At 26.8% G+C, this 19,582-nt stretch carries 11 protein-coding genes and 4 tRNA genes; 4 read left to right on the forward strand and 11 right to left on the reverse strand.

What is annotated here, in order from left to right; genetic code table 11:
* Positions 1-133: 133 nt before the first annotated feature.
* Positions 134-208: transfer RNA gene (locus J2S18_RS15825), tRNA-Arg, on the reverse strand.
* A 109-nt stretch (positions 209-317) separates the two neighbouring features.
* A complete protein-coding gene (locus tag J2S18_RS15830; RefSeq protein WP_307488295.1) occupies positions 318-1,172 on the reverse strand; it encodes a sensor histidine kinase in 855 nt (284 codons plus the stop codon).
* Positions 1,173-1,405: 233 nt separating this feature from the next.
* On the opposite strand from J2S18_RS15830, the gene J2S18_RS15835 reads away from it, so the two are divergent.
* Positions 1,406-2,281 (forward strand): DegV family protein, encoded by an 876-nt coding sequence (locus J2S18_RS15835; RefSeq protein ID WP_307488297.1) that lies wholly within the window; start codon positions 1,406-1,408, stop codon positions 2,279-2,281.
* Positions 2,282-2,344: 63 nt separating this feature from the next.
* Positions 2,345-2,962, forward strand: coding sequence for a rubrerythrin (gene rbr / locus J2S18_RS15840; RefSeq protein ID WP_307488298.1), 618 nt, complete (start codon positions 2,345-2,347; stop codon positions 2,960-2,962).
* Between the two features lie 120 nt (positions 2,963-3,082).
* Here rbr and J2S18_RS15845 read toward each other — a convergent pair whose 3' ends face one another.
* From J2S18_RS15845 to J2S18_RS15855, 3 genes are all read right to left on the reverse strand, one after another.
* On the reverse strand, positions 3,083-6,205 hold the full coding sequence (locus tag J2S18_RS15845; protein ID WP_307488300.1) for an AAA family ATPase: 3,123 nt from the start codon (positions 6,203-6,205) through the stop codon (positions 3,083-3,085).
* Between the two features lie 3 nt (positions 6,206-6,208).
* Positions 6,209-7,408 carry an exonuclease SbcCD subunit D gene (locus J2S18_RS15850; protein ID WP_307488302.1) on the reverse strand — a complete coding sequence of 400 codons (1,200 nt, stop codon included), beginning with the start codon at positions 7,406-7,408 and terminating at the stop codon, positions 6,209-6,211.
* A 145-nt stretch (positions 7,409-7,553) separates the two neighbouring features.
* The gene (locus J2S18_RS15855) at positions 7,554-8,360 is read right to left on the reverse strand and encodes a DUF1189 domain-containing protein (RefSeq protein WP_307488304.1); all 807 of its coding nucleotides are present in this window, start codon (positions 8,358-8,360) and stop codon (positions 7,554-7,556) included.
* Positions 8,361-8,516: 156 nt separating this feature from the next.
* On the opposite strand from J2S18_RS15855, the gene J2S18_RS15860 reads away from it, so the two are divergent.
* The gene (locus J2S18_RS15860) at positions 8,517-9,719 is read left to right on the forward strand and encodes a L,D-transpeptidase (RefSeq protein WP_307488306.1); all 1,203 of its coding nucleotides are present in this window, start codon (positions 8,517-8,519) and stop codon (positions 9,717-9,719) included.
* 74 nt (positions 9,720-9,793) lie between these two features.
* Positions 9,794-11,137 (forward strand): CCA tRNA nucleotidyltransferase, encoded by a 1,344-nt coding sequence (locus tag J2S18_RS15865; RefSeq protein WP_307488308.1) that lies wholly within the window; start codon positions 9,794-9,796, stop codon positions 11,135-11,137.
* A gap of 2 nt (positions 11,138-11,139) precedes the next feature.
* Here J2S18_RS15865 and J2S18_RS15870 read toward each other — a convergent pair whose 3' ends face one another.
* The 6 genes from J2S18_RS15870 to J2S18_RS15895 all read right to left on the reverse strand — a co-directional run bounded on the left by J2S18_RS15870 (position 11,140) and on the right by J2S18_RS15895 (position 19,501).
* A complete protein-coding gene (locus tag J2S18_RS15870) occupies positions 11,140-11,556 on the reverse strand; it encodes a GtrA family protein (RefSeq protein WP_307488310.1) in 417 nt (138 codons plus the stop codon).
* Positions 11,557-11,638: 82 nt separating this feature from the next.
* A complete protein-coding gene (gene addA, locus J2S18_RS15875; RefSeq protein WP_307488311.1) occupies positions 11,639-15,355 on the reverse strand; it encodes a helicase-exonuclease AddAB subunit AddA in 3,717 nt (1,238 codons plus the stop codon).
* Positions 15,355-18,807 (reverse strand): helicase-exonuclease AddAB subunit AddB, encoded by a 3,453-nt coding sequence (gene addB, locus J2S18_RS15880; RefSeq protein WP_307488313.1) that lies wholly within the window; start codon positions 18,805-18,807, stop codon positions 15,355-15,357. Before addB ends, addA begins: the two co-directional genes overlap by 1 nt.
* 116 nt (positions 18,808-18,923) lie before the next feature.
* Positions 18,924-19,014: transfer RNA gene (locus tag J2S18_RS15885), tRNA-Ser, on the reverse strand.
* Positions 19,015-19,041: 27 nt separating this feature from the next.
* A tRNA-Ser gene (locus J2S18_RS15890) sits at positions 19,042-19,132 on the reverse strand.
* A 278-nt stretch (positions 19,133-19,410) separates the two neighbouring features.
* Positions 19,411-19,501 (reverse strand) — tRNA-Ser (locus J2S18_RS15895).
* Between the last annotated feature and the right edge of the window lie 81 nt (positions 19,502-19,582).

Below are 19,582 nucleotides of genomic sequence, written 5' to 3' on the forward strand. Positions count from 1 at the left end.
CCTACTATAATTTTACAATGGAGGTTTTTTATTTTCTACTCACCGCTGAAAGCTTTTTAGAACCACCCGCATAGCAGGTGGTATTCTAAATACAACAAAAAAAGAAGGATATTTATATTAAATATCCTTCTTATGGTAGGGCGTATAGGAATCGAACCCATAATGTACCGTCCGTAGCGGTATGTTATATCCATTTAACTAACGCCCCATATAACAGATATATTTTATCATAAAAATTTATGTAGTGCAAACCTATTCTAAATTGATATACTAAGTAAAGAATCTAAATAACAAACTCTCTATTAGTATATCAATATTTATAAATATATATCCGAAAATTCTATTTCTAATAATTGAACCTTATTTCTTTCTTCCTCAAATTTAATTTCTTCAGATTCAATTTTTTCATTAGGTAATGTAATTATAAAATTAGAGCCATATCCTAGCTTACTTTCTAAACTTACACTTCCTCCATGTAATTCAACTAAAGACTTAACTAAGTCTAATCCTATTCCACTTCCTTTATATTCGCCATTTGTATTTACTTGATTAAATCTATTAAATATATTTTTTTGATCCTCTTTACTAATTCCAATTCCATTATCCATAAAACTTATCTTTACTAACTTATTATCTATCATAAGAGTTATATATATAAAATTTTCACTTTCTGAAAATTTTATAGCATTTGAAATTAAGTTTATACAAATTCTATCAAGAGCCTCTGGGTCTATAGCTACTATACATTCCTCTTTATTTGTATCAAAAATAAGTGTTAAGTTTTTTTGCTTAGCATATTTATCAATGGATTCTATAGTTCCTTCAATAAATCTAACTATTTCTATATTTTTCTTTTTTATTTCAAAATGATTTTTTTCTAATTTTGTAACATCCATTAAGTTATCTATTAACTTTAACATCTTATAACTATTTCTCCTAAGCATTTTAAGATATTCTGTTTCTTTTGTATTATACAATTCATTATTCTTTTTAATTGATTCTAGCATTTGATTAACACTCATAATAACATTCAATGGAGACCTTAAATCATGATATATATCTAATATAAATTTTTCTTGCATTTCTTGTTTATTTTTTAATTTTTCTATAAGTACAATCATATCTTTTTTAGACAATTCATTTATATTATCTTTAATTTTATTTTGAATCATACCTTTACCTACCTTAATCAACAACATAATACAGTTAAATTTTAGCATTATTTTCCAATTTAAACAACCATTTTTTTGTATTATATCCTAAATTTGCATTAATTCTTTATTTAAAATAAAATTATTATATATTAGGTTATTAAATTTCTAAATTACTGGTATAATTTAATGGCTTATATTTATAATTATATCTTAGCAAAATTTAACCTATTATATAAAAGGAGGTTTTAAATATGAATAATTTTGTTATAATGACAGATTCTAGTTGTGATTTACCAGAAAGCTTTATTAAACAATTTTCTATAGAATACATAGGCCTTATTTGTAACTTTAATAATAAAGATTTTATTGAAGATTGTGGTAAATCTTTAAGTTATTCTGAATTTTATAATGATTTAAGAAAAGGTATTATGCCTACTACATCACAAATAAACAGTTTTAGATTTTATGAAGTATTTGAGAAATATGCAAAAGAAAATATACCTGTAGTGTATATAGCATTTTCTTCAGCCTTAAGTGGTACTTATAATAGTTCCTTAATTGCTAAAGAAGAGATATTAGAAAACTATCCTAATGCGGATATTTCAATAATAGATAGTAGATCAGCATCTCTTGGAGTTGGTCTTTTAGTGTATGATGCTTGTAAACTTAAAGAGTCAGGCGCTTCTAAAGAAGATATTGTTAATTATTTAAAGGATACTAAACTTAAAGTAAATCATTTATTTACAGTTGATGATTTGAACCATTTAAAACGTGGGGGTAGGATTTCTCCTACAATTGCAACTATTGGTACTCTACTTCAACTTAAACCACTTCTTTATATACCTGATGATGGTACTCTTCAAAACTTTGATAAAGTAAAAGGCAGAAAAAAATCAATTAAATCTTTATTTAATAAGTTTGAAGAAAAAGTAGTGGATCCAAGTAATCAAACTATATTCATATCTCATGGAGATTGTTTAGATGATGCTACTAAGTTAGCAGATATGATAAGAGAAAAATATAATACTGAAGTAATTATTAATTATATAGGTCTTGCAATAGGAAGTCATGCAGGTCCAAATGCACTAACACTTTTCTTTAAAGGTAATAATAGAAATCTTAAATAAAAACATAATTCCCTTTTAAATAGTTAATACTATATATAAACTATTTGAAAGGGGTTTTTATTTATGAAAAGTTTAAAAGGAAGTAAAACAGCAGACAATTTAGCAAAAGCTTTTGCAGGAGAATCTCAAGCAAGAAATAGATATACTTTTTTTGCAAGAGTTGCATCTAAGGAGGGCTACAAACAAATTGAATCTATATTTTTAGAAACAGCAGATAACGAAAGAGCCCACGCTAAAGTTTTTTATTATCTAATGATTAAAGGTTTAGGGAAAAGTGCTCAAATTCATGTTGATACAGATTATCCTATAGGCTTTGGTTCAACATTAGATAATTTACAATATGGGGCCCAAGGCGAAAGAGAAGAATGGGGTACTGCTTATCCTGAATTTGCAAAGGTTGCAGAGGAAGAAGGCTATCCTGAAGTTAGTCACGCCTTCAAGAAAATACTTGAAATAGAAAAGCATCATGAACAGCGTTATTTAGATTTTTATGCTAACTTAAAGGATGATCTTTTATTTAAACGTAATACTACAGAATATTGGAAATGCAGAAATTGTGGTTATATTTACGAAGGAACTGAAGCTCCTAAAATTTGTCCAGCCTGTCAGCATCCACAAGGATTTTTTGAAGTTTTATATGATCTTGAAGCTTATGGAGAAAATAAAAAACAATCAAAATAACATAAAAAATCCTCTACTAAAAAAGCAGAGGATTTTTATAAAATTTATATAACTTTTTATTAATCATATATAGATAAAATTTTTCTAATTAGGAAATACTAAATTTTTATACTATGTTCTTTATAGAACATTAAACTTTGCACAACTTCCATTTTGAGTAGCACTTACCTCAAGTTTTGCATCTAATCTTTCCTTAAGTTCCTCAACGTGAGATATTATACCAACTAATCTGCCACCTCTTTGTAATTCAAGAAGGCTATCTATTGCATTATCAAGAGATTGCGGATCTAATGTTCCAAATCCTTCATCAACAAACATTGTTTCTAAAGATACCCCACCACTACTTGATTGAACAACATCTGAAAGTCCAAGTGCAAGGGATAAAGAAGCCTTAAAGCTTTCTCCTCCAGATAAGGAACTAACATCTCTAGAACTTGCAGTATAGTTATCAAAAATTTCAAGTTCAAGTCCCTTTTGACCTGCTCCTTTACTTTTACTAGTTTTTCTCTTTAACGTAAACCTATCTCCAGTCATCTTTTCAAGTCTTAAATTTGCCGCATCTATTATATCTTGAAAATAAGAAGCTAAAACATATCTTTCAAAGGATATATAAGGACTCTTTTTACCATTAGCAAGTTCTGAAAGTTCTCCTATTACCTTATATTCCTCTTCTTTTTCTCTAAACTTAGTATTTAATTCCTTAACCTTCTTTAAGACATTCATATTATTTTGAAGAATTGAGTATTCCTCACGAACTTTACTTTCTTTTTCAGTTTTATCTACTGTTAGATTTTTTATAACCTCATTTATTTTTTCTATTTCTAATATTTTAATATCCTTACATTTCTCTGTTAAGTCTTTTACCTTTTCATTTAAAAGTTCCACTTGCTTTTTATATTCTTCTATCTCATTACTTAATTTATCTAAATCTATAATATATTTTTTGCAAGCAATATATTCTTCCAAAGATATAAACCCTTCATTTCTTAAAGCATTATGGAATTTTTCTTTATTTAACTTTATCTCTTCTTTTATTTCTCCAATGTTTTTAGAAATCTCTTTAATTGTTGACTTCTCTCCTTCAAAGGCCTTTATACAATTATCCCTATTATTAATTGCTCTTACTAATTTCTTTTTACTCTCTTCAAGTTCTAATTCCTTAGCCCTTATTAATTTAGTTAGTACTTCTACTGTTGATACTTCTTTTGGTATTTCCTTTTGTAAATTCATTATTGAAGTATTAACCCCTTCCAACTTACCAAATAGGCTTTTATCCTCTTTATTTAATTCTTCTATTAATTTTTCAGTATTTTTTATTTCAGTTTCTATATTTTCTAATGTTTTTTCTATAATCTCTTTTTTATTAATTTTATTATTTATACTTTTAAGTTCTTTATTTAAGCTATCTATATCACCTTTTAATTTTATTCCTTTTCCCTTTACCTTCTCATAAATATCCTTATTATATTTATCTTCAACATTTATAATATTTGATATTTTACTTAAAGCCTCATTTACATTTAAAAGATAATTTTTCTTAGTTGAATTTATATCTGTTAATTTTATTATTTGATTATTGTTTTCTTGGTCTAGTTTTTTAAATTCTTCTCTTTTAATTTTAAGTTCTTCCTCTGTTGGAACCTTTAAATTATTATTTATTGCAGGATTTGGATGTTCCAATGAACCACAAACTGGACATGGCATTCCATTTTTTAATGTTTTTGCTAATATACCAGCCTGTTCCTTTCTATATACATCCTCCATATTTTCATATTCTGTTTTTACACCTTTATAAACTTTTTCAAATTCACCATATTTCTTTTCTAAAGAACTATGCTCTCTTAATACTTTTTCATAGCTTTCTATACACTTAAAGACTTTTCTTATATCTTCAATTAATATTTCTTTCTTTTCTATTTCAGTTTTTAAATTAATACTCTTTATTGAAAGGTCATTAATATCCTTTAGAACTTTCTCATTAACTTCCTTATCCTTTTTTAATTCTTTAATTTTTTTATCGTTATTATCTATTTTAGTTTTTATACCTTTAATACTACTATCTAAAGATATTAATAACTTTTTATTATTTTCAAAATCTTTAATTTTAGGTTCCAATCCCTTTAAAATTCCTATTTCTTCTGTTAGTTTAGTTCTATAACCTTCATTATCTTCTTCTGACTTTACTAAAACTTCTAACTTTTTTAATTCTTTTTCTATCTTTTCAATATTTTTAGTTGCTACTTCATTATCTTTCTCTCTTTTTTCTAGTCTATCTTTGCTTTGAATATAGCCCTCTTCAATATAATTAACTTCTTTTGCCTTCTTACCTTTATCAATAACTTTTTTCTTTTCTATAAATATATCTCTTTTAAGTAATAGTTCTTCTAAAGATTTTTTTGCTATCCTTTTTTCTTCTATTAATTTATTATTTTGCTCTCCAATTAATTTTTCTTTATTTTTATTTTGAAGTAATTCTTGTATAATAACTAACTCTTTTTCACTATTTTTATATTCTATTTTTTCCTCATTTATTAATTCTTTAAGGCCTTCTATAACAGCATCAAAATCTATATAGTCTCCAATTGAAATATTATGATTACCCTTTATATTTTCTAAGTAAGTTTTCATCTTATCTTTACATAAATTTCTTTCCTTACTTAACTTAATTGCTTTATCTTTAAGCTCTAATTGAATTCTTTCAAAATTATATGTGTTAAATATTTTTCTAAATATACTTTCACGCTCAACTGAACTTGCAAGAAGTAATTTTTTAAACTCTCCTTGAGGAAGCATTACTATCTGCTTAAACTGTTCCTTTGTAATTCCTAGAACTTCAGTTATTTTCTTAGTAACATTATTAACCTTTGTAATTACCTTTCCATTTGGAAGGATAAGTTCTGCTTCTGCTTCCTTTTCTGTATAACCTTCTCCCCTAGTTTTCTTTCTCATTTGTTTTGGACTTCTTAGAATTTTATAAACTTCTCCTCTAAGTTCAAACTCTAATTCTACATAAGTTTCAGTATCATCATCTGCAAAGTGACTTCTTAAAGAATCATTATCTCTAAACTCCCCACTTGCCTCTCCATATAAAGCATAACTTATTGCATCAAATATTGTTGTTTTTCCAGAACCTGTTGCACCTGTTATAACAAATATATTTCTTCCATTTAACTCTATAAAATCTAACTTTTGCTCCTCTGCATAAGGGCCAAAGGCTGATATTTTAAGATTAATAGGTCTCATAAATTACACCTCCCTTTTTAATACTTCATTTATAGTTTTATTTATAACTTCATCCTTAGCTTCAGTAAATTCACCATTTCCTAAAGCTTCATAAAATTCTTTAAATAATTCCTTTTCTGATTTACTCTTATATCCTCTTTTAGCTGAAGTATTATTTTCATCATAGTTTCTTTTATTTTCCCTAGTTATAAGCATAACATTTTTATATACTGCCCTTAACTTTTCAATTGGATTTATAAGTTCACCTTCATCTAATAATACTGCCTGTATATAATCATCTTTTCCTTCTTTTAAATCTCTTCCTTCTTCTATTAAAGCATCAATTTTTCCTTTTATAATTCTTAAATCCCTTAAAGGCTTAATCTCTTTTAAATTAATTGTTACCTTCTTATTTTCATCTATTTCAAAAATTGTAACACCTTTCTTTTGATTTATTTCTGAAAAGGAATATTTAAGTAAAGAACCTGAATATCTAACTTCTTCCCTTCCTATTTTCTGCCTACCATGTAAATGTCCTAAGGCTACATAATCAAAATAATTAAATATATTGCAGTCTATAAGATCTGTCCCTCCAATAGAAAGTGGTCTTTCTGATTCACTTGTTTGAAGGTGTGCTGCTTCATATTTATTAGTTTCATTTTCCTTTGCTTCATCTCTATATATTGTTACATATCCATGAGCAATTAATATATTTCTCTCTTTCTTATTCATTTTTTCTTCTATAAGATTTATTATACTTTTCATTGCATCATTATGATTTCTTATCTCTTTGTTATCTAAAATTTTCTTAACTACAGAAGGATCTTTATATGGTACTAAATAGAAGTTAACATTACTATCTCCATCTTTAATAACTACCTTCTTGTACAATTCTAAATCTCTTCCTGAAATATATAATCCTTGTTTTTCTAATATTTCTTCTCCAAAAGATACCCTTTCTCCACTATCATGATTACCTGATATAGCTAGTACCTTTATGCCTTTTTCTGTAATAAGTTTACTTAAAACTTCATTAAGTAATTCTACCCCTTCAACAGGTGGAATTGATCTATCATACATATCACCTGCAATTATAAGTACATCTGGCTTCTCTTCATCAATTAAATCCATTAATTTATTTAATATATATTTTTGATCCTCTATCATAGAATATTCATTTACTATCTTTCCAATATGCCAGTCACTTGTGTGAATAATTTTCATATTACCCCTCCTACCACATTAAATATAACTTTATTATATCAAAAGGTCTGTTTCAAAATATAATTTACTTAATAAAAAAAGCAAAAGAATAACCATTATAAATAGTTTATTCTTCTGCTTTTAATTATATATTTTTAAGTTAACCTTATAATTTTTTTATATTGTCTAAAAGATCCTTCTTTATATATCTTAATATGAAAATAACATATATAGTTGCTCCTGCTATAAATGCATTATCAAAATATACACCAGGTCTTATTATTGAAAATGGTAATAATAATATACTTGGTAATGTTCCTGCATAAATTGCTAAAGAATATAGTGCTTTAGATCTAATTCTTAATCCCATTATCATTCCTATTATAATTGAGAATGCAGTTACAAGTAGACAGTTTAATAAGAATGAAACAAAGTATTGAACTATTGTAACTATTATTAAAATTGGTACTATAATTATTGCTAAATACTTCATATCGCTAATAATTGCCTTATTATCAATTGGGCCACTAAATAAATCCTTATAAGCAAATTCCTTATTTAAATTAGCTCCCTGTCCAACTTTAATACCGTCTTTAAGAAATAACACATACATATTTTCATGAACATATATATTCTTTAGAGATTCAGCATCTTTTAAGTCCTTTTTGCTGTCCAAATAAAAAACGCCGTTATTTTCATTAATCTTTATAGGACTGTTCTTCATATTTAATACTCCATCTTTTATTGTAAAATCATATTTTGGATTATTAAATTCACTTATATTTTTCTCAATGGTATTCTTTGCTCTAAATCCCATATAGATTCCTTGTATTCCTCCAATTATAAGACTTAATAAAAGTGCATATAATATAGCTTTTCCAAGGCCTTCTTTTACATATTCAGAAAATGTTTTTATATTATATATATTATTTTTTAGTTTACTAAAAAAATTATCTTTTTTTTCTTTTTCCACTTTTTTTACTCCTTTAAAATCCTTATGTATTTATTTTCTCCTAAATCCTCTTTAATTATAGTACCATACTAATCTATATTATTAAATATTTTATGTTTATTATTCCAAAATATGGTCAAAAATCAAAATAGATCATTTATTTTAGGAGGAATTATATTGTCAGATATAAAAAATAACATAACAAATCAAAATGAAAGCTCTACAGAGTCTAAAAAATTAAAACTTAAAGATAAAATAAACTTTAAAAAGTTAGGAATTATTTCTGTAGCCCTTACTTTAATTATAGGAAGTCTATTAAGTTATCAAGGCTTTAGATATAACTCTTTTATTAATAAGTTTAAAGACTACTTTAATTCAAATGAATATATAACAGCTAATAATCATCTTGTAGTTAATGAAAATTCTAACTTATTTAAATCATTTTTATTAGAAAATGATTTATCAGAGTACTTTAAAAATAAATTAAGCACTTTAAATGAAAAGTTAAGTTTAAATGAAATAACCTCAGATGAGGTAGCAGTTATTGTTAATGAAATTAAAAAATACGCTATATTAGATTCAAGTAGTACAGTATCTGTTGTATCAAATAATAATAGTACTTTATCAAAAGGAATATCTTGTTTTAATGAAGGAAAATTTGAAGAAGCTTTAGATATATTAAAGAAAATACCTAGTACTGATTCCAGTTATAAAACTTCATTAGAATATATATCTAAGTGTAAAACTAAAATTAAAGAAGATTTATTAAAACAAGTAAGTGAATATAAAGATAAGGAATATTTTACTGCTGCAATTAACTTAATAGAAAGTAAATTTAATATATTATCTAAAGATAAAGAACTTGTTGAAAAAATTGAAGAATTAAAATCAGCTAAAGATACTTATTTAGCAAATAATAAAAATTCTTCAGTATCTACCTCTTCTCAGCTTGTAAGTGCTATAAATGTTTCAAACATAAACACACTAGATATTGAAAGTTTAACTGATTATTTAGTTTATGTAGACACAGCATCTCAAAACACTAATGTATATACTGGTTCAAAAAATAAATGGGCACTAAAAAAATCTATGAAATGCTCAACTGGAATTACAGATAAAGAAACTCCATCTGGAGTTTATACTGTTCAAAATAGAGATACATGGTTTTTCTCAGAAAAATTTAAGCAAGGGGGCAAGTATTGGGTACAATTTGATGGAGATTATTTATTCCATTCAGTTCCCTACGATAAAGACCAAAAGACTGTATTAGACACAACTTTAGGAACTCCTGCATCTCATGGTTGTATTAGGTTATCATTAGAAGATTCAAAATGGCTTTATGATACATTACCTAAAGGTTCTAAAATTATAATAAAATAATTATAATGTTTATTTAAAATATCTTATCTATTAAAATAGTAGATAAGATATTTTAATTTTACAAGGAGTATTCTATGAAAATAAATATACCAATTCCAGTTAAATTTATAATAGAAAATTTTTATAATAATGGATATGAAGCCTACATGGTTGGTGGATGTATACGTGATTCTTTACTTTCAAAAAATCCTAAAGATTACGATATTGCAACCTCAGCACCTCCATCAATAACTGAATCCTTATTTGAAAAAACAATACCAACTGGTATTAAACATGGAACTATAACTGTTCTTATAAATAATGAACCCTTTGAGGTTACAACTTACAGAACAGAAGGAACCTATAAAGATAATAGGCATCCAGAAGAAGTTTCCTTTGTTACAAATATTAAAGATGATCTTTCAAGAAGGGATTTTACTATAAATGCTTTTGCTTATAATGACAAAGAAGGACTTAAAGATTATTTTAATGGAATAGAGGATCTTAAAAATAAAATTATAAGAACTGTAGGGGATAGTAATACAAGATTTAATGAAGATGCCCTTAGAATGTTACGTGCAATTAGATTTTCTTCACAATTAGGTTTTTCTATTGAAGAAAAAACTCTAAATGCAATAATAAGAAATAAATCTCTAATTAAAAATATAAGTTTAGAACGTATAAGAGATGAATTATCAAAAATATTATTATCAGATAACCCTAGGAAAGGCTTTCTTTTATTAAAAGAATGTGGAATTTTAGATATAATAATTCCTGAACTTACTCCTTCAATAGATTTTAATCAAAGAAATAAGTACCATCACGAAGACGTATTTAATCATAGTTTATCTGTATTAGAAAATACACCTAAAGATTTAACATTAAGGTTAGCAGCATTATTTCACGATATAGGAAAACCAGAATGTTTCTTCCTTGATGAAAAAGGTAATGGAAGATTCTTTGGTCACAATAATGTTAGCTCTGATATAACAAAAAAAATACTTAAAAGATTGCGTTTTGATAATAAAACTATAAAAAATGTTTCTTTACTTATTAAAGAACATATGAATGTTTTAGATAATCCAAGTGATGCTGCAATTAAAAGACTTATAAACAGGGTTTCCCTAGAAAATATTAATTTATTATTTTCTCTTCAAGAGGCTGATATTAAATCTTTAAAGGATTCTATCACTCCTTTAAATAAGCTTAATATTATGAAAGATAAAGCAAATAAAATTATAAATTCAAAGGAGCCTCTATCAGTTAAAGACCTTTCAATAGATGGAAGTGATTTAATAAATAATTTATCAATAACTCCAGGAAAAATTATAGGTGATACCTTAAACCATCTTTTTAAGTTGGTTTTGGAAAATCCTAAGTTAAACAATAAAGACTATTTACTAAAAGAAGCTAAAGAATATATAAAAAAGAGAGATTAAAACTAATCTCTCTTTCTAAATACATACAATTTACTCAATACATAATTTAAAATAATAACAATTATGTTTATTATTATTTTACTAATCATATCTTCCATATGAATTACTGATACAAATAAATACATAAGTCCCATATCTAAAGCACCAGTTGCACCTCTTGAAACAGTAAAATCAAATAATTCTTTAAGTACAAACTTAATACTATAATTTCTACTATTAAAAACATATATTTTATTAGTTACAAAGGCAAATAACACAGATGTAATCCAAGCTATTACATTACTTGTCATAACTCCTAATCCAAAGGCTCTAGTGCAAACAAAGAAACTTACAATATTTATTGCTGTTGTTAATACACCAAAAACTATATATAATATTTGTTCTTTAAACTTGTTATATAATTCAAATATTTTATCCACTACTTTTCCTCCTAAAAATTTTCGTAACCTACATATACTTTTTATAATATCATATTTTTAATATTACCATAAATGGTTATAATTAAATTTCTATTTCACTTTCAGGATAGAATAAGTATAAATATCTACTAGATACCTTTTTATTTGTAATCTTCTCTAACGCCTCTTCATAATAATCAAGTTGTATCTTATATTTCTTCTTCATCTCTTCTTCTATATTATCTACAACATAATCAGTTTTATAATCAACAAGTACAACTTCACCATTTTCTTCAAAGAAAAGGTCTATTACTCCTTGAAGTCTAACCTCTTCATTAACTGAACTGTCGTCTAAATCCTTATTTACTTCCTTTGCACTTATATTAGTGTAAAATGGTAATTCTCTTCTAACCATACCACCATCATTATATACCTTAAGTATTCTCTTTCCTAAATCACTCTTAAAGAAATTAAATACCTTAAATGGATTAACAGCCTTAAATTCTTCTGAAGTTAAAAGCTCATTTTGAACCATTTCTTCAAGTTGTTCTTTTATTTCACTTAAAGAATTTACTCTATCATAATCAATCTTTTGCATAACAAAGTGAACTGCCGTTCCTCTTTCTGCTCCTGATAGTCCTTTTTCTCCTTGAAGGAATCTTGGTTTAATTACTATATCATCTTTAAATAAACTTTCACCATTATAATCTTCTTCTTCATTATAATTAGCTTTCTTTAAATCAGATACTGAAAAGTTACTCTTAAGTATGGTAGCTTCCTTAAATTTATATTTGTATCCAAGCCTTCTTTCAATTTCTTTATCCACAGTTTCTACTTTAGAATTTATAAACAACTCTTCATCAGCTGAAATTTCATCCACAGCCTCTAAATTTTTTTCCACAATTAAATCATTTCTATTCCATAAATCTATATTCCATGTGGATAAGTCATCTTTTGCAATATTATTATTAACACCTATTTTATCTCTTAAAACTTCCCCATCTTTATGCTGACATAAAGCCATTCCAATCCAATCTAAATAAGATTTTCCCTTTAAAACTTCTGATGGTGATATTTTTTCTTTTTCAATACTTGCCGATTGAGCCCACTTTTCCACAGTTTTATCTATATCTCTAACAGAACCTGTAATAATAAGTTTTTCTTTAGCTCTAGTAAAGGCAACATATAATATTCTCATTTCCTCTGAAAGAGTTTCTAATCTTATCTTTTTCTTAATAGCTTCCTTAGGTAAAGTACTATAACTAATTCTCTTATTTAAATTTACATAATCAGGTCCAAATCCTAAATCATCATGATAAAGAATTTGATTATTTAAATCCATTAAATTAAACTGTTTTCCAGCTCCAGCTAAAAATACAACTGGGAACTCTAATCCCTTGCTTTTGTGGATACTCATAATTCTAACAACATCTTCATTTTCTCCAAGTATCTTTGCACTTCCCATATCCCCTGATGACTTTCTAAGTTTATTTATAAAATTGATAAAATTAAATAGTCCTTTAAAACTTGTTTTTTCATATTGTCTTGCTCTTTGGAAAAGTATTTTTAAATTTGCCTGTCTTAAAACTCCATTTGGCATAGCTCCAACATAAGCATAGTAAGCTGTATCCATATATAAATACCAAATAAATTCATCTATTGGCATATATACTGACTTGTTTCTCCACTTATTAATGTTACTAACTACTATTTCACATTTATTTTTAAGTTTCTCTGAAACATTTGTTTCATCCTTAGTAATTGAAATAATATTTTCATAAAAATATTTATCTTTATTTACTATCCTAATATCTCCAAGTTCCTCTGATGTAAATCCCATAAAAGGTGATCTTAATACAGCTATCATAGGCACATCTTGAAGTGGATTATCTATTATTTTTAATAAAGACATAATAGTTCTTATTTCTATTGATTCAAAATAACCAGAACCTGTATCTGCATAAACAGGAATACCCTCTAAACCAAGTTCATCTAAAAATATTTCTGACCAATTTTTAGTTGCCCTTAAAAGTATTACTATATCTTTATATTTAAGAGGTCTATACTCTCCTGTTTCCTTATCTAAAACTCTAAAATTCTTTTCATTTGCCTGTGACATAAGAGTTACTATTCTCTTTGCCACAACCCTTGCCTCTAAATTTATTGAATCTATATCCTCATCATCTTCTAAATCTTCGTCTACTTTTAAATCATTTTTATCTAATATATGAAGTTCTACTTTTCCACCATTATAACAGCCTTCTTCCTTTAACTCTTTAAAATTTGCTCCTAAGTTTAAGGCTTCATCCTCTGTATATTCAAGTTCTCCAACACTATTTGACATAACTTCCTTGAATATAAAATTAACACCATTTATAACTTCTTCTCTACTTCTAAAATTTTTATAAAGCTGTATGACTCTATTAAGTTTTCCCTCTTCCTTTGAATAGGTATTATACTTTTCTAAAAATAATTCAGGTTTTGCCTGTCTAAATCTATAAATACTTTGCTTAACATCTCCAACCATAAATACATTAGGGTTCTCTGTATTCTTTCTAGAAACAAGGTTTATAATAGCCTCTTGAACATTGTTAGAATCCTGATATTCATCAACTAATACTTCATCAAAAAATTCTCTAAACTTTTCTGCTACTTTTGATGGAACTATCTCACCATTTTCATCTTCACTTATAAGTATTTTTAGACAAAAATGCTCTAAATCATTAAAATCTAGCATATTCTTTTCTTTTTTTCTATCACTAAACCTTTTATAAAACTCTAATGTAATTTCAGAAAGTTTTTTCATAAAAGGATATGCCCCCTTTATTCCATCTAGTGATTCTTCTGGTGTCATCGCAAATACATCATCTTTAAGCTTTCCTATTTTCTTCTTAACCTGATCCCTTATTCCCTTAACTAAATCTTGTGAATCTGGATCACTTACATTGTTTTTTCTTATAGATTTAAGTCTTCCAAAACTTATTTTTGAAAGTCCTTCATAAATTTCTTCTAAGCCTTCATCTAATCCTTCCCTTAAATTAATAAGACTAGACAATTCATCATTAAAAACATCTAAATAAGCTTCAATTCCTTCTGTTTCTTGTATTACCTCTATAGCCTTATGATACATATTAATAAAGCTATCTACTTCCATACTTATATCATCTTTTAAAACTTTAACCCAAACTGTTTTATTAAGTTCATCTAATGAATTAATATTAAATTCTTCAGCCTTTTCTTTAAGCCATTTTTCTGGCCAAGGCCCGCTCATTGAAAATCTATAAAGACTTAATATAATATCTTTTAATTTTTCATCATCTCTACTTCCAGAATAAGCTTCAACTAAATCAAAAAATTCTTTATCATCCTTTTCATATAAATCTTCAAAAAGCTCATCTATAATCTCACTTTTTAGTAAAGTTCCTTCAGTTTCATCACCAATTCTAAAGGCTGGGTCCAAATCTATTGTATGAAAATTATTTTTTATAACATCCAAACAAAAGGAGTGCATTGTTGTTATATTTGCCCTACTTAAAAGTGTTAATTGTTTTTGAAGTACCTTAGAATTCGGATTTTTTTCAAGTTCTTTTGTAATTGCAGCTGCTATTCTCTCTCTCATCTCAGCCGCCGCTGCACTTGTAAAAGTTACAACTAAAAGTTTATCTATATCAACTGGATTTTCTGTATTAGTTACAATTTTTATTATTCTTTCAACTAAAACTGCCGTTTTACCTGAACCTGCCGCTGCTGCCACTAAAAGATTACTATTTCTAGTATTAATTGCTTCAAGTTGTTCCTTCGTCCATTTAGTTTCTCCCATTACTTCTCTTCCTCCTCTCCTTTAACTTTATTTTCAATCTTATTCCATATATCATCATCACTTTTTTTAATTACTAATTTATATCTATTATCCTTTATACTAGTATCAAATTGACATATAGCTGAATAATCGCAATACTCGCAGTATGCCCTTTGATTATTTTTGGTAGGTTCAATTTTAATTTTTCCACTTAACATATCAGTACAAAGTTCTACCATCTTCATATTTACATATTCCCTTAAAATTTCAAACTGCTCTTCTGTTGCAACTGAACTTCTAGATGAAAAATCTCCATCTTTCTTAAAGCTTGCTGGAATTATAAGAGAATAAGTTTCCATAGTATTATCCATAGCCCTAACAACTTTAGCATCCTTTAAAAGAAGTCCATTCATTTTAAGTTTATCTAGTATTTGCTTTTGAATTTCTTCATCATCTAATTCTTTAGTACTCTTTATTATTGGATCATCTATTCTAAAATATAAAATTGCACCAGGCACTGCCCCTGTATTTAAAATGTACTCTGAATTTCTAAGAAGGGCATCTAAATAAACTAAAAGCTGAATTTGTATACCATAATAAGCTTCTGTTAAATCAAATTTCTTAGCACCTGATTTGTAATCAATAACTCTAAGATATGTGTTACCATCCATATTAAGAGTATCTATTCTATCAATTCTACCTGTTAAATAAACTCTTTCTCCAGTAGGTAAATCAAGCTTTATAGGCTCTCCACCATCCATATTTCCAAATTCAAACTCATTTCTAAATACTTCAAACTCTCCTCTTTTCATTTGCTCTGAAATAACAGAAACAGATTTTGAAATTACCCTCTTAAATCTATCAGTAAAATATTTATATTTTTTTGTACTATTTAATATTGAATTAGTTTCCTCTTTAAGTTTTACATCAATAAGATCTGAAACAATATTCCTGCATTTTTCACCTGTAAGTTCTGACCATGATATTTTTTCATCTTTAACTTTATTAGTAAACTTATCTAATATATCATGCATAAATGAACCTAAATCTGGTGCTGAAAACTCATATATTTTTCTATCCTTAGCTTTAAGTCCATACTGAATAAAATAAGAAAATGGACAAGATGCATATTTTTCAAGCCTTGAAACATTAAATCTTAAATTACCATTTTCATTCTGATAAAGCTCTTTAATCTTTTCTCTAGAAATTTCTTCTCCAATATTTGAATAATTAATTCCCTTAAAAATTATATTAGTTTTATCTTCAAAATCTTTATGCTTCATATACCAACTAAATACTTCTCTCCAATAATCATCAATTTCTTCCCTATCAGCCTGTTTTCTAAGAGCTAATATAAGTTCATTAAAGGTTGGTATAGGAGTTGTAACTTTATTAAAGCTATCATACTTTTGTGGATAATTAAATATGTCACTTTCTTCTTTTAAGTTACTTAAAACTCTTTTAATTCTAGGTATTATAATTGATGGTCTAAGGGATTTTCCTTCAAAGTCTGCCATAGGGTAAGTAATCATTAAATATTTACTTGGAATAGTTAAAGCTGTATAAACCATATATTGTTCCTCAAAGGCTCTAGTCCTTGTTGTTGCAGCAAGTTCTATTCCTCTTTCCTTTAAAATATCCCTATCTGCATCTGATAATATTCCCTCTTCTTTAGTTACTGATGGTAATACTCCATCATTAACTCCAACAATATATAAAGCTTTAACTTCTCTTCCTTTAACCCTTGCAATATCTCCTATATTAACCTGATCTAAAGCAACTGGAATAACTCCTATTTCTTTAATTTCAAATCCAGCATTTAAAACTTTATAAAATTCCTTAGGAGATAATTTATCATTTCCAATTACATCAACAGCCTGATCTAATATTTCCATAACCATTGATGGAACTTGCTCATATTCCTTAACTTTATCCTCTAATCCTTCTTCTTTAAAGCCTTCAATCCATTCATCTATTCTATTAAATACATCTAAATCAATTAATAATTCATATATAGCTGAGCATATAATTCTAACTGACTTATTTCCTTTTATCTTTTTGTGGAACCTCATAATTGGAGCTCTTACATCCTCCATTATTTCCTTTATTATAAGTTCATCAGGATTACTATAAACATCCTCACTTTCAAAATATCCATCATTAACCTCTTCTGTGGTCCATCTATATCCCTTTAATCCATTAGCTAATATATAATTTTCTAAAATATCAACATATTCTCTTTCAATTTTTACAAGGCCACTTTTTAAATACTTAAAAACACTCTCATAAGACCAATTTTGTATAAGTATTTCAAAGGCTGACATTATTAATATTACTAATGGATTACTTAAAACTTCTATTTTCTTATCTAAAAAATATGGAATGTCATATTGCTTGAATATAACAGAAGTTATCTTTTCATAAGAATCTATGTCTCTACAAACAACTGCTATATCTTTATATCTATAACCTTTATCCCTAACTAGTCTTACTATATCTTTAGCTATCATATCTATTTCATCATAACTATTATTAGCCTTATAAAGTCTTACATCTTTATTAGGACCTTTATATATTTTAAAGGGATAAGTAAAGAAATGTTTTTCAATATGCTTTAGTTCCTCACTGTCTTTAAATCTATATGGATACTCCCTATTTAAATTTATAGGCTCTAAATAAGAAATATTATTTTCTTCCATAAGTTTAACTATTCTATATTCAGTATTCTTTAGCGCATTAAAAATATCTGTAACTTCTGATTCCTTTCCATTACCTAATTCATCCATACAAAGAGTTATATTAATTTTACTTGCATGAAAAGCTAATTCACAAATTACATCAAGTTGCTGAGGAGTAAAAGTTGTAAATTCATCAATCCAGATTTCTGCATCATCATAAATACAGCAGTTTTTAAGCTTTTTAGCGAGTATAGTAAGTTCATCATCACTATCTATAACATTACTTTCGATTCTTTTGTTATATTCACTATAAATATCTGCTAAATCATTAATCTTTTCCTTTAATTCTTCATCCTCTATTTTTTCTAAAGCATCTAATAATTCCTCTTTAGAAACTTTATACTTTTTAAATTCAGTAAGAGTTTTAGATACTATTTCAATAAAACCTTGTTCCTTTGATATCTTATTAAAATATTCTAAAGTATCACCTTTTTCTTGAAGTAATTTATAAATAAGCATACTCTTACCTTCATCCTTCATACTTTGGTGAACTCTACCTCCGCACTCTTCAAAAACTCTATGAGCCATTCTTTTAAAGCTCAAAACTTCCGTTCTTAATAATGCTTTTTCTCCTACTATATCTAAAAGTTTTTTTTCTGTTTGGAATGTATATTGTTCTGGAACTATAAGTATTAATTTATTTTGTTTTTTATTATCTAATTTCTTTTTAATTTGTTCTAAACAAAATCTGCTTTTTCCACTTCCTGCTCTCCCATAAATAAATCTAATTCCCATAATTAACTCCTATTTTTTAATTTATATATTTTAATTATATCCTAAATACTATTATTTTTATAACACTTATACTTTTTTAAATAACAAAAAAGCACCTAACTAATGTTAGATGCTTATGGCGGAGAATCCGGGATTTGAACCCGGGCGCCAGTTGCCCGACCTACGCCCTTAGCAGGGGCGCCTCTTCAGCCACTTGAGTAATTCTCCATGTGCCCTCTATATTTAAAATATATATGGCGGAGAGACAGGGATTCGAACCCTGGGTACCCGTAAAGGTACGCCGGTTTTCAAGACCGGTGCCTTAAACCAACTCGACCATCTCTCCGTATTAAAGACATTTACTATTATAACAACAAGGTATTTTACTGTCAACACCTTTTTTAAAGTTTTTTCTTTATCCATTTTAATATATAGTTATATTTTAATTTAATATCAATAGTAAATATTCTAATATATAAATTTATATACTTTCTTAAATATGTATATAAAAAATATACTCTGTGGACTATGAGTTTTACTATACGCTCAAAGTTATCTACAAATTTTGATTTATTATAATTTTCTATACATAAAAAAACCTGTTCATAAGAACAGGTTATTGTTTGGCGGAGAGACAGGGATTCGAACCCTGGGTACCCGCAAAGGTACGCCGGTTTTCAAGACCGGTGCCTTAAACCAACTCGACCATCTCTCCATGCGAAACACAAGTAATATTATAACATATGAATTTTTTATGTCAACTATTTTTATAATTAAATTTTTTAATATTATTTAA

Origin of the sequence: Eubacterium multiforme (genome assembly GCF_030813415.1) — a bacterium.
Lineage (GTDB): Bacteria > Bacillota > Clostridia > Clostridiales > Clostridiaceae > Clostridium > Clostridium multiforme.

Excerpts from the sequence above, each read along its gene's own strand:
- J2S18_RS15830 (WP_307488295.1), bottom strand. The coding sequence starts at position 1,172 with ATGATTCAAAATAAAATTAAAGATAATATAAATGAATTGTCTAAAAAA.
- J2S18_RS15835 (WP_307488297.1), top strand. The coding sequence starts at position 1,406 with ATGAATAATTTTGTTATAATGACAGATTCTAGTTGTGATTTACCAGAA.
- rbr (WP_307488298.1), top strand. The coding sequence starts at position 2,345 with ATGAAAAGTTTAAAAGGAAGTAAAACAGCAGACAATTTAGCAAAAGCT.
- J2S18_RS15845 (WP_307488300.1), bottom strand. The coding sequence starts at position 6,205 with ATGAGACCTATTAATCTTAAAATATCAGCCTTTGGCCCTTATGCAGAG.
- J2S18_RS15850 (WP_307488302.1), bottom strand. The coding sequence starts at position 7,408 with ATGAAAATTATTCACACAAGTGACTGGCATATTGGAAAGATAGTAAAT.
- J2S18_RS15865 (WP_307488308.1), top strand. The coding sequence starts at position 9,794 with ATGAAAATAAATATACCAATTCCAGTTAAATTTATAATAGAAAATTTT.
- addA (WP_307488311.1), bottom strand. The coding sequence starts at position 15,355 with ATGGGAGAAACTAAATGGACGAAGGAACAACTTGAAGCAATTAATACT.
- addB (WP_307488313.1), bottom strand. The coding sequence starts at position 18,807 with ATGGGAATTAGATTTATTTATGGGAGAGCAGGAAGTGGAAAAAGCAGA.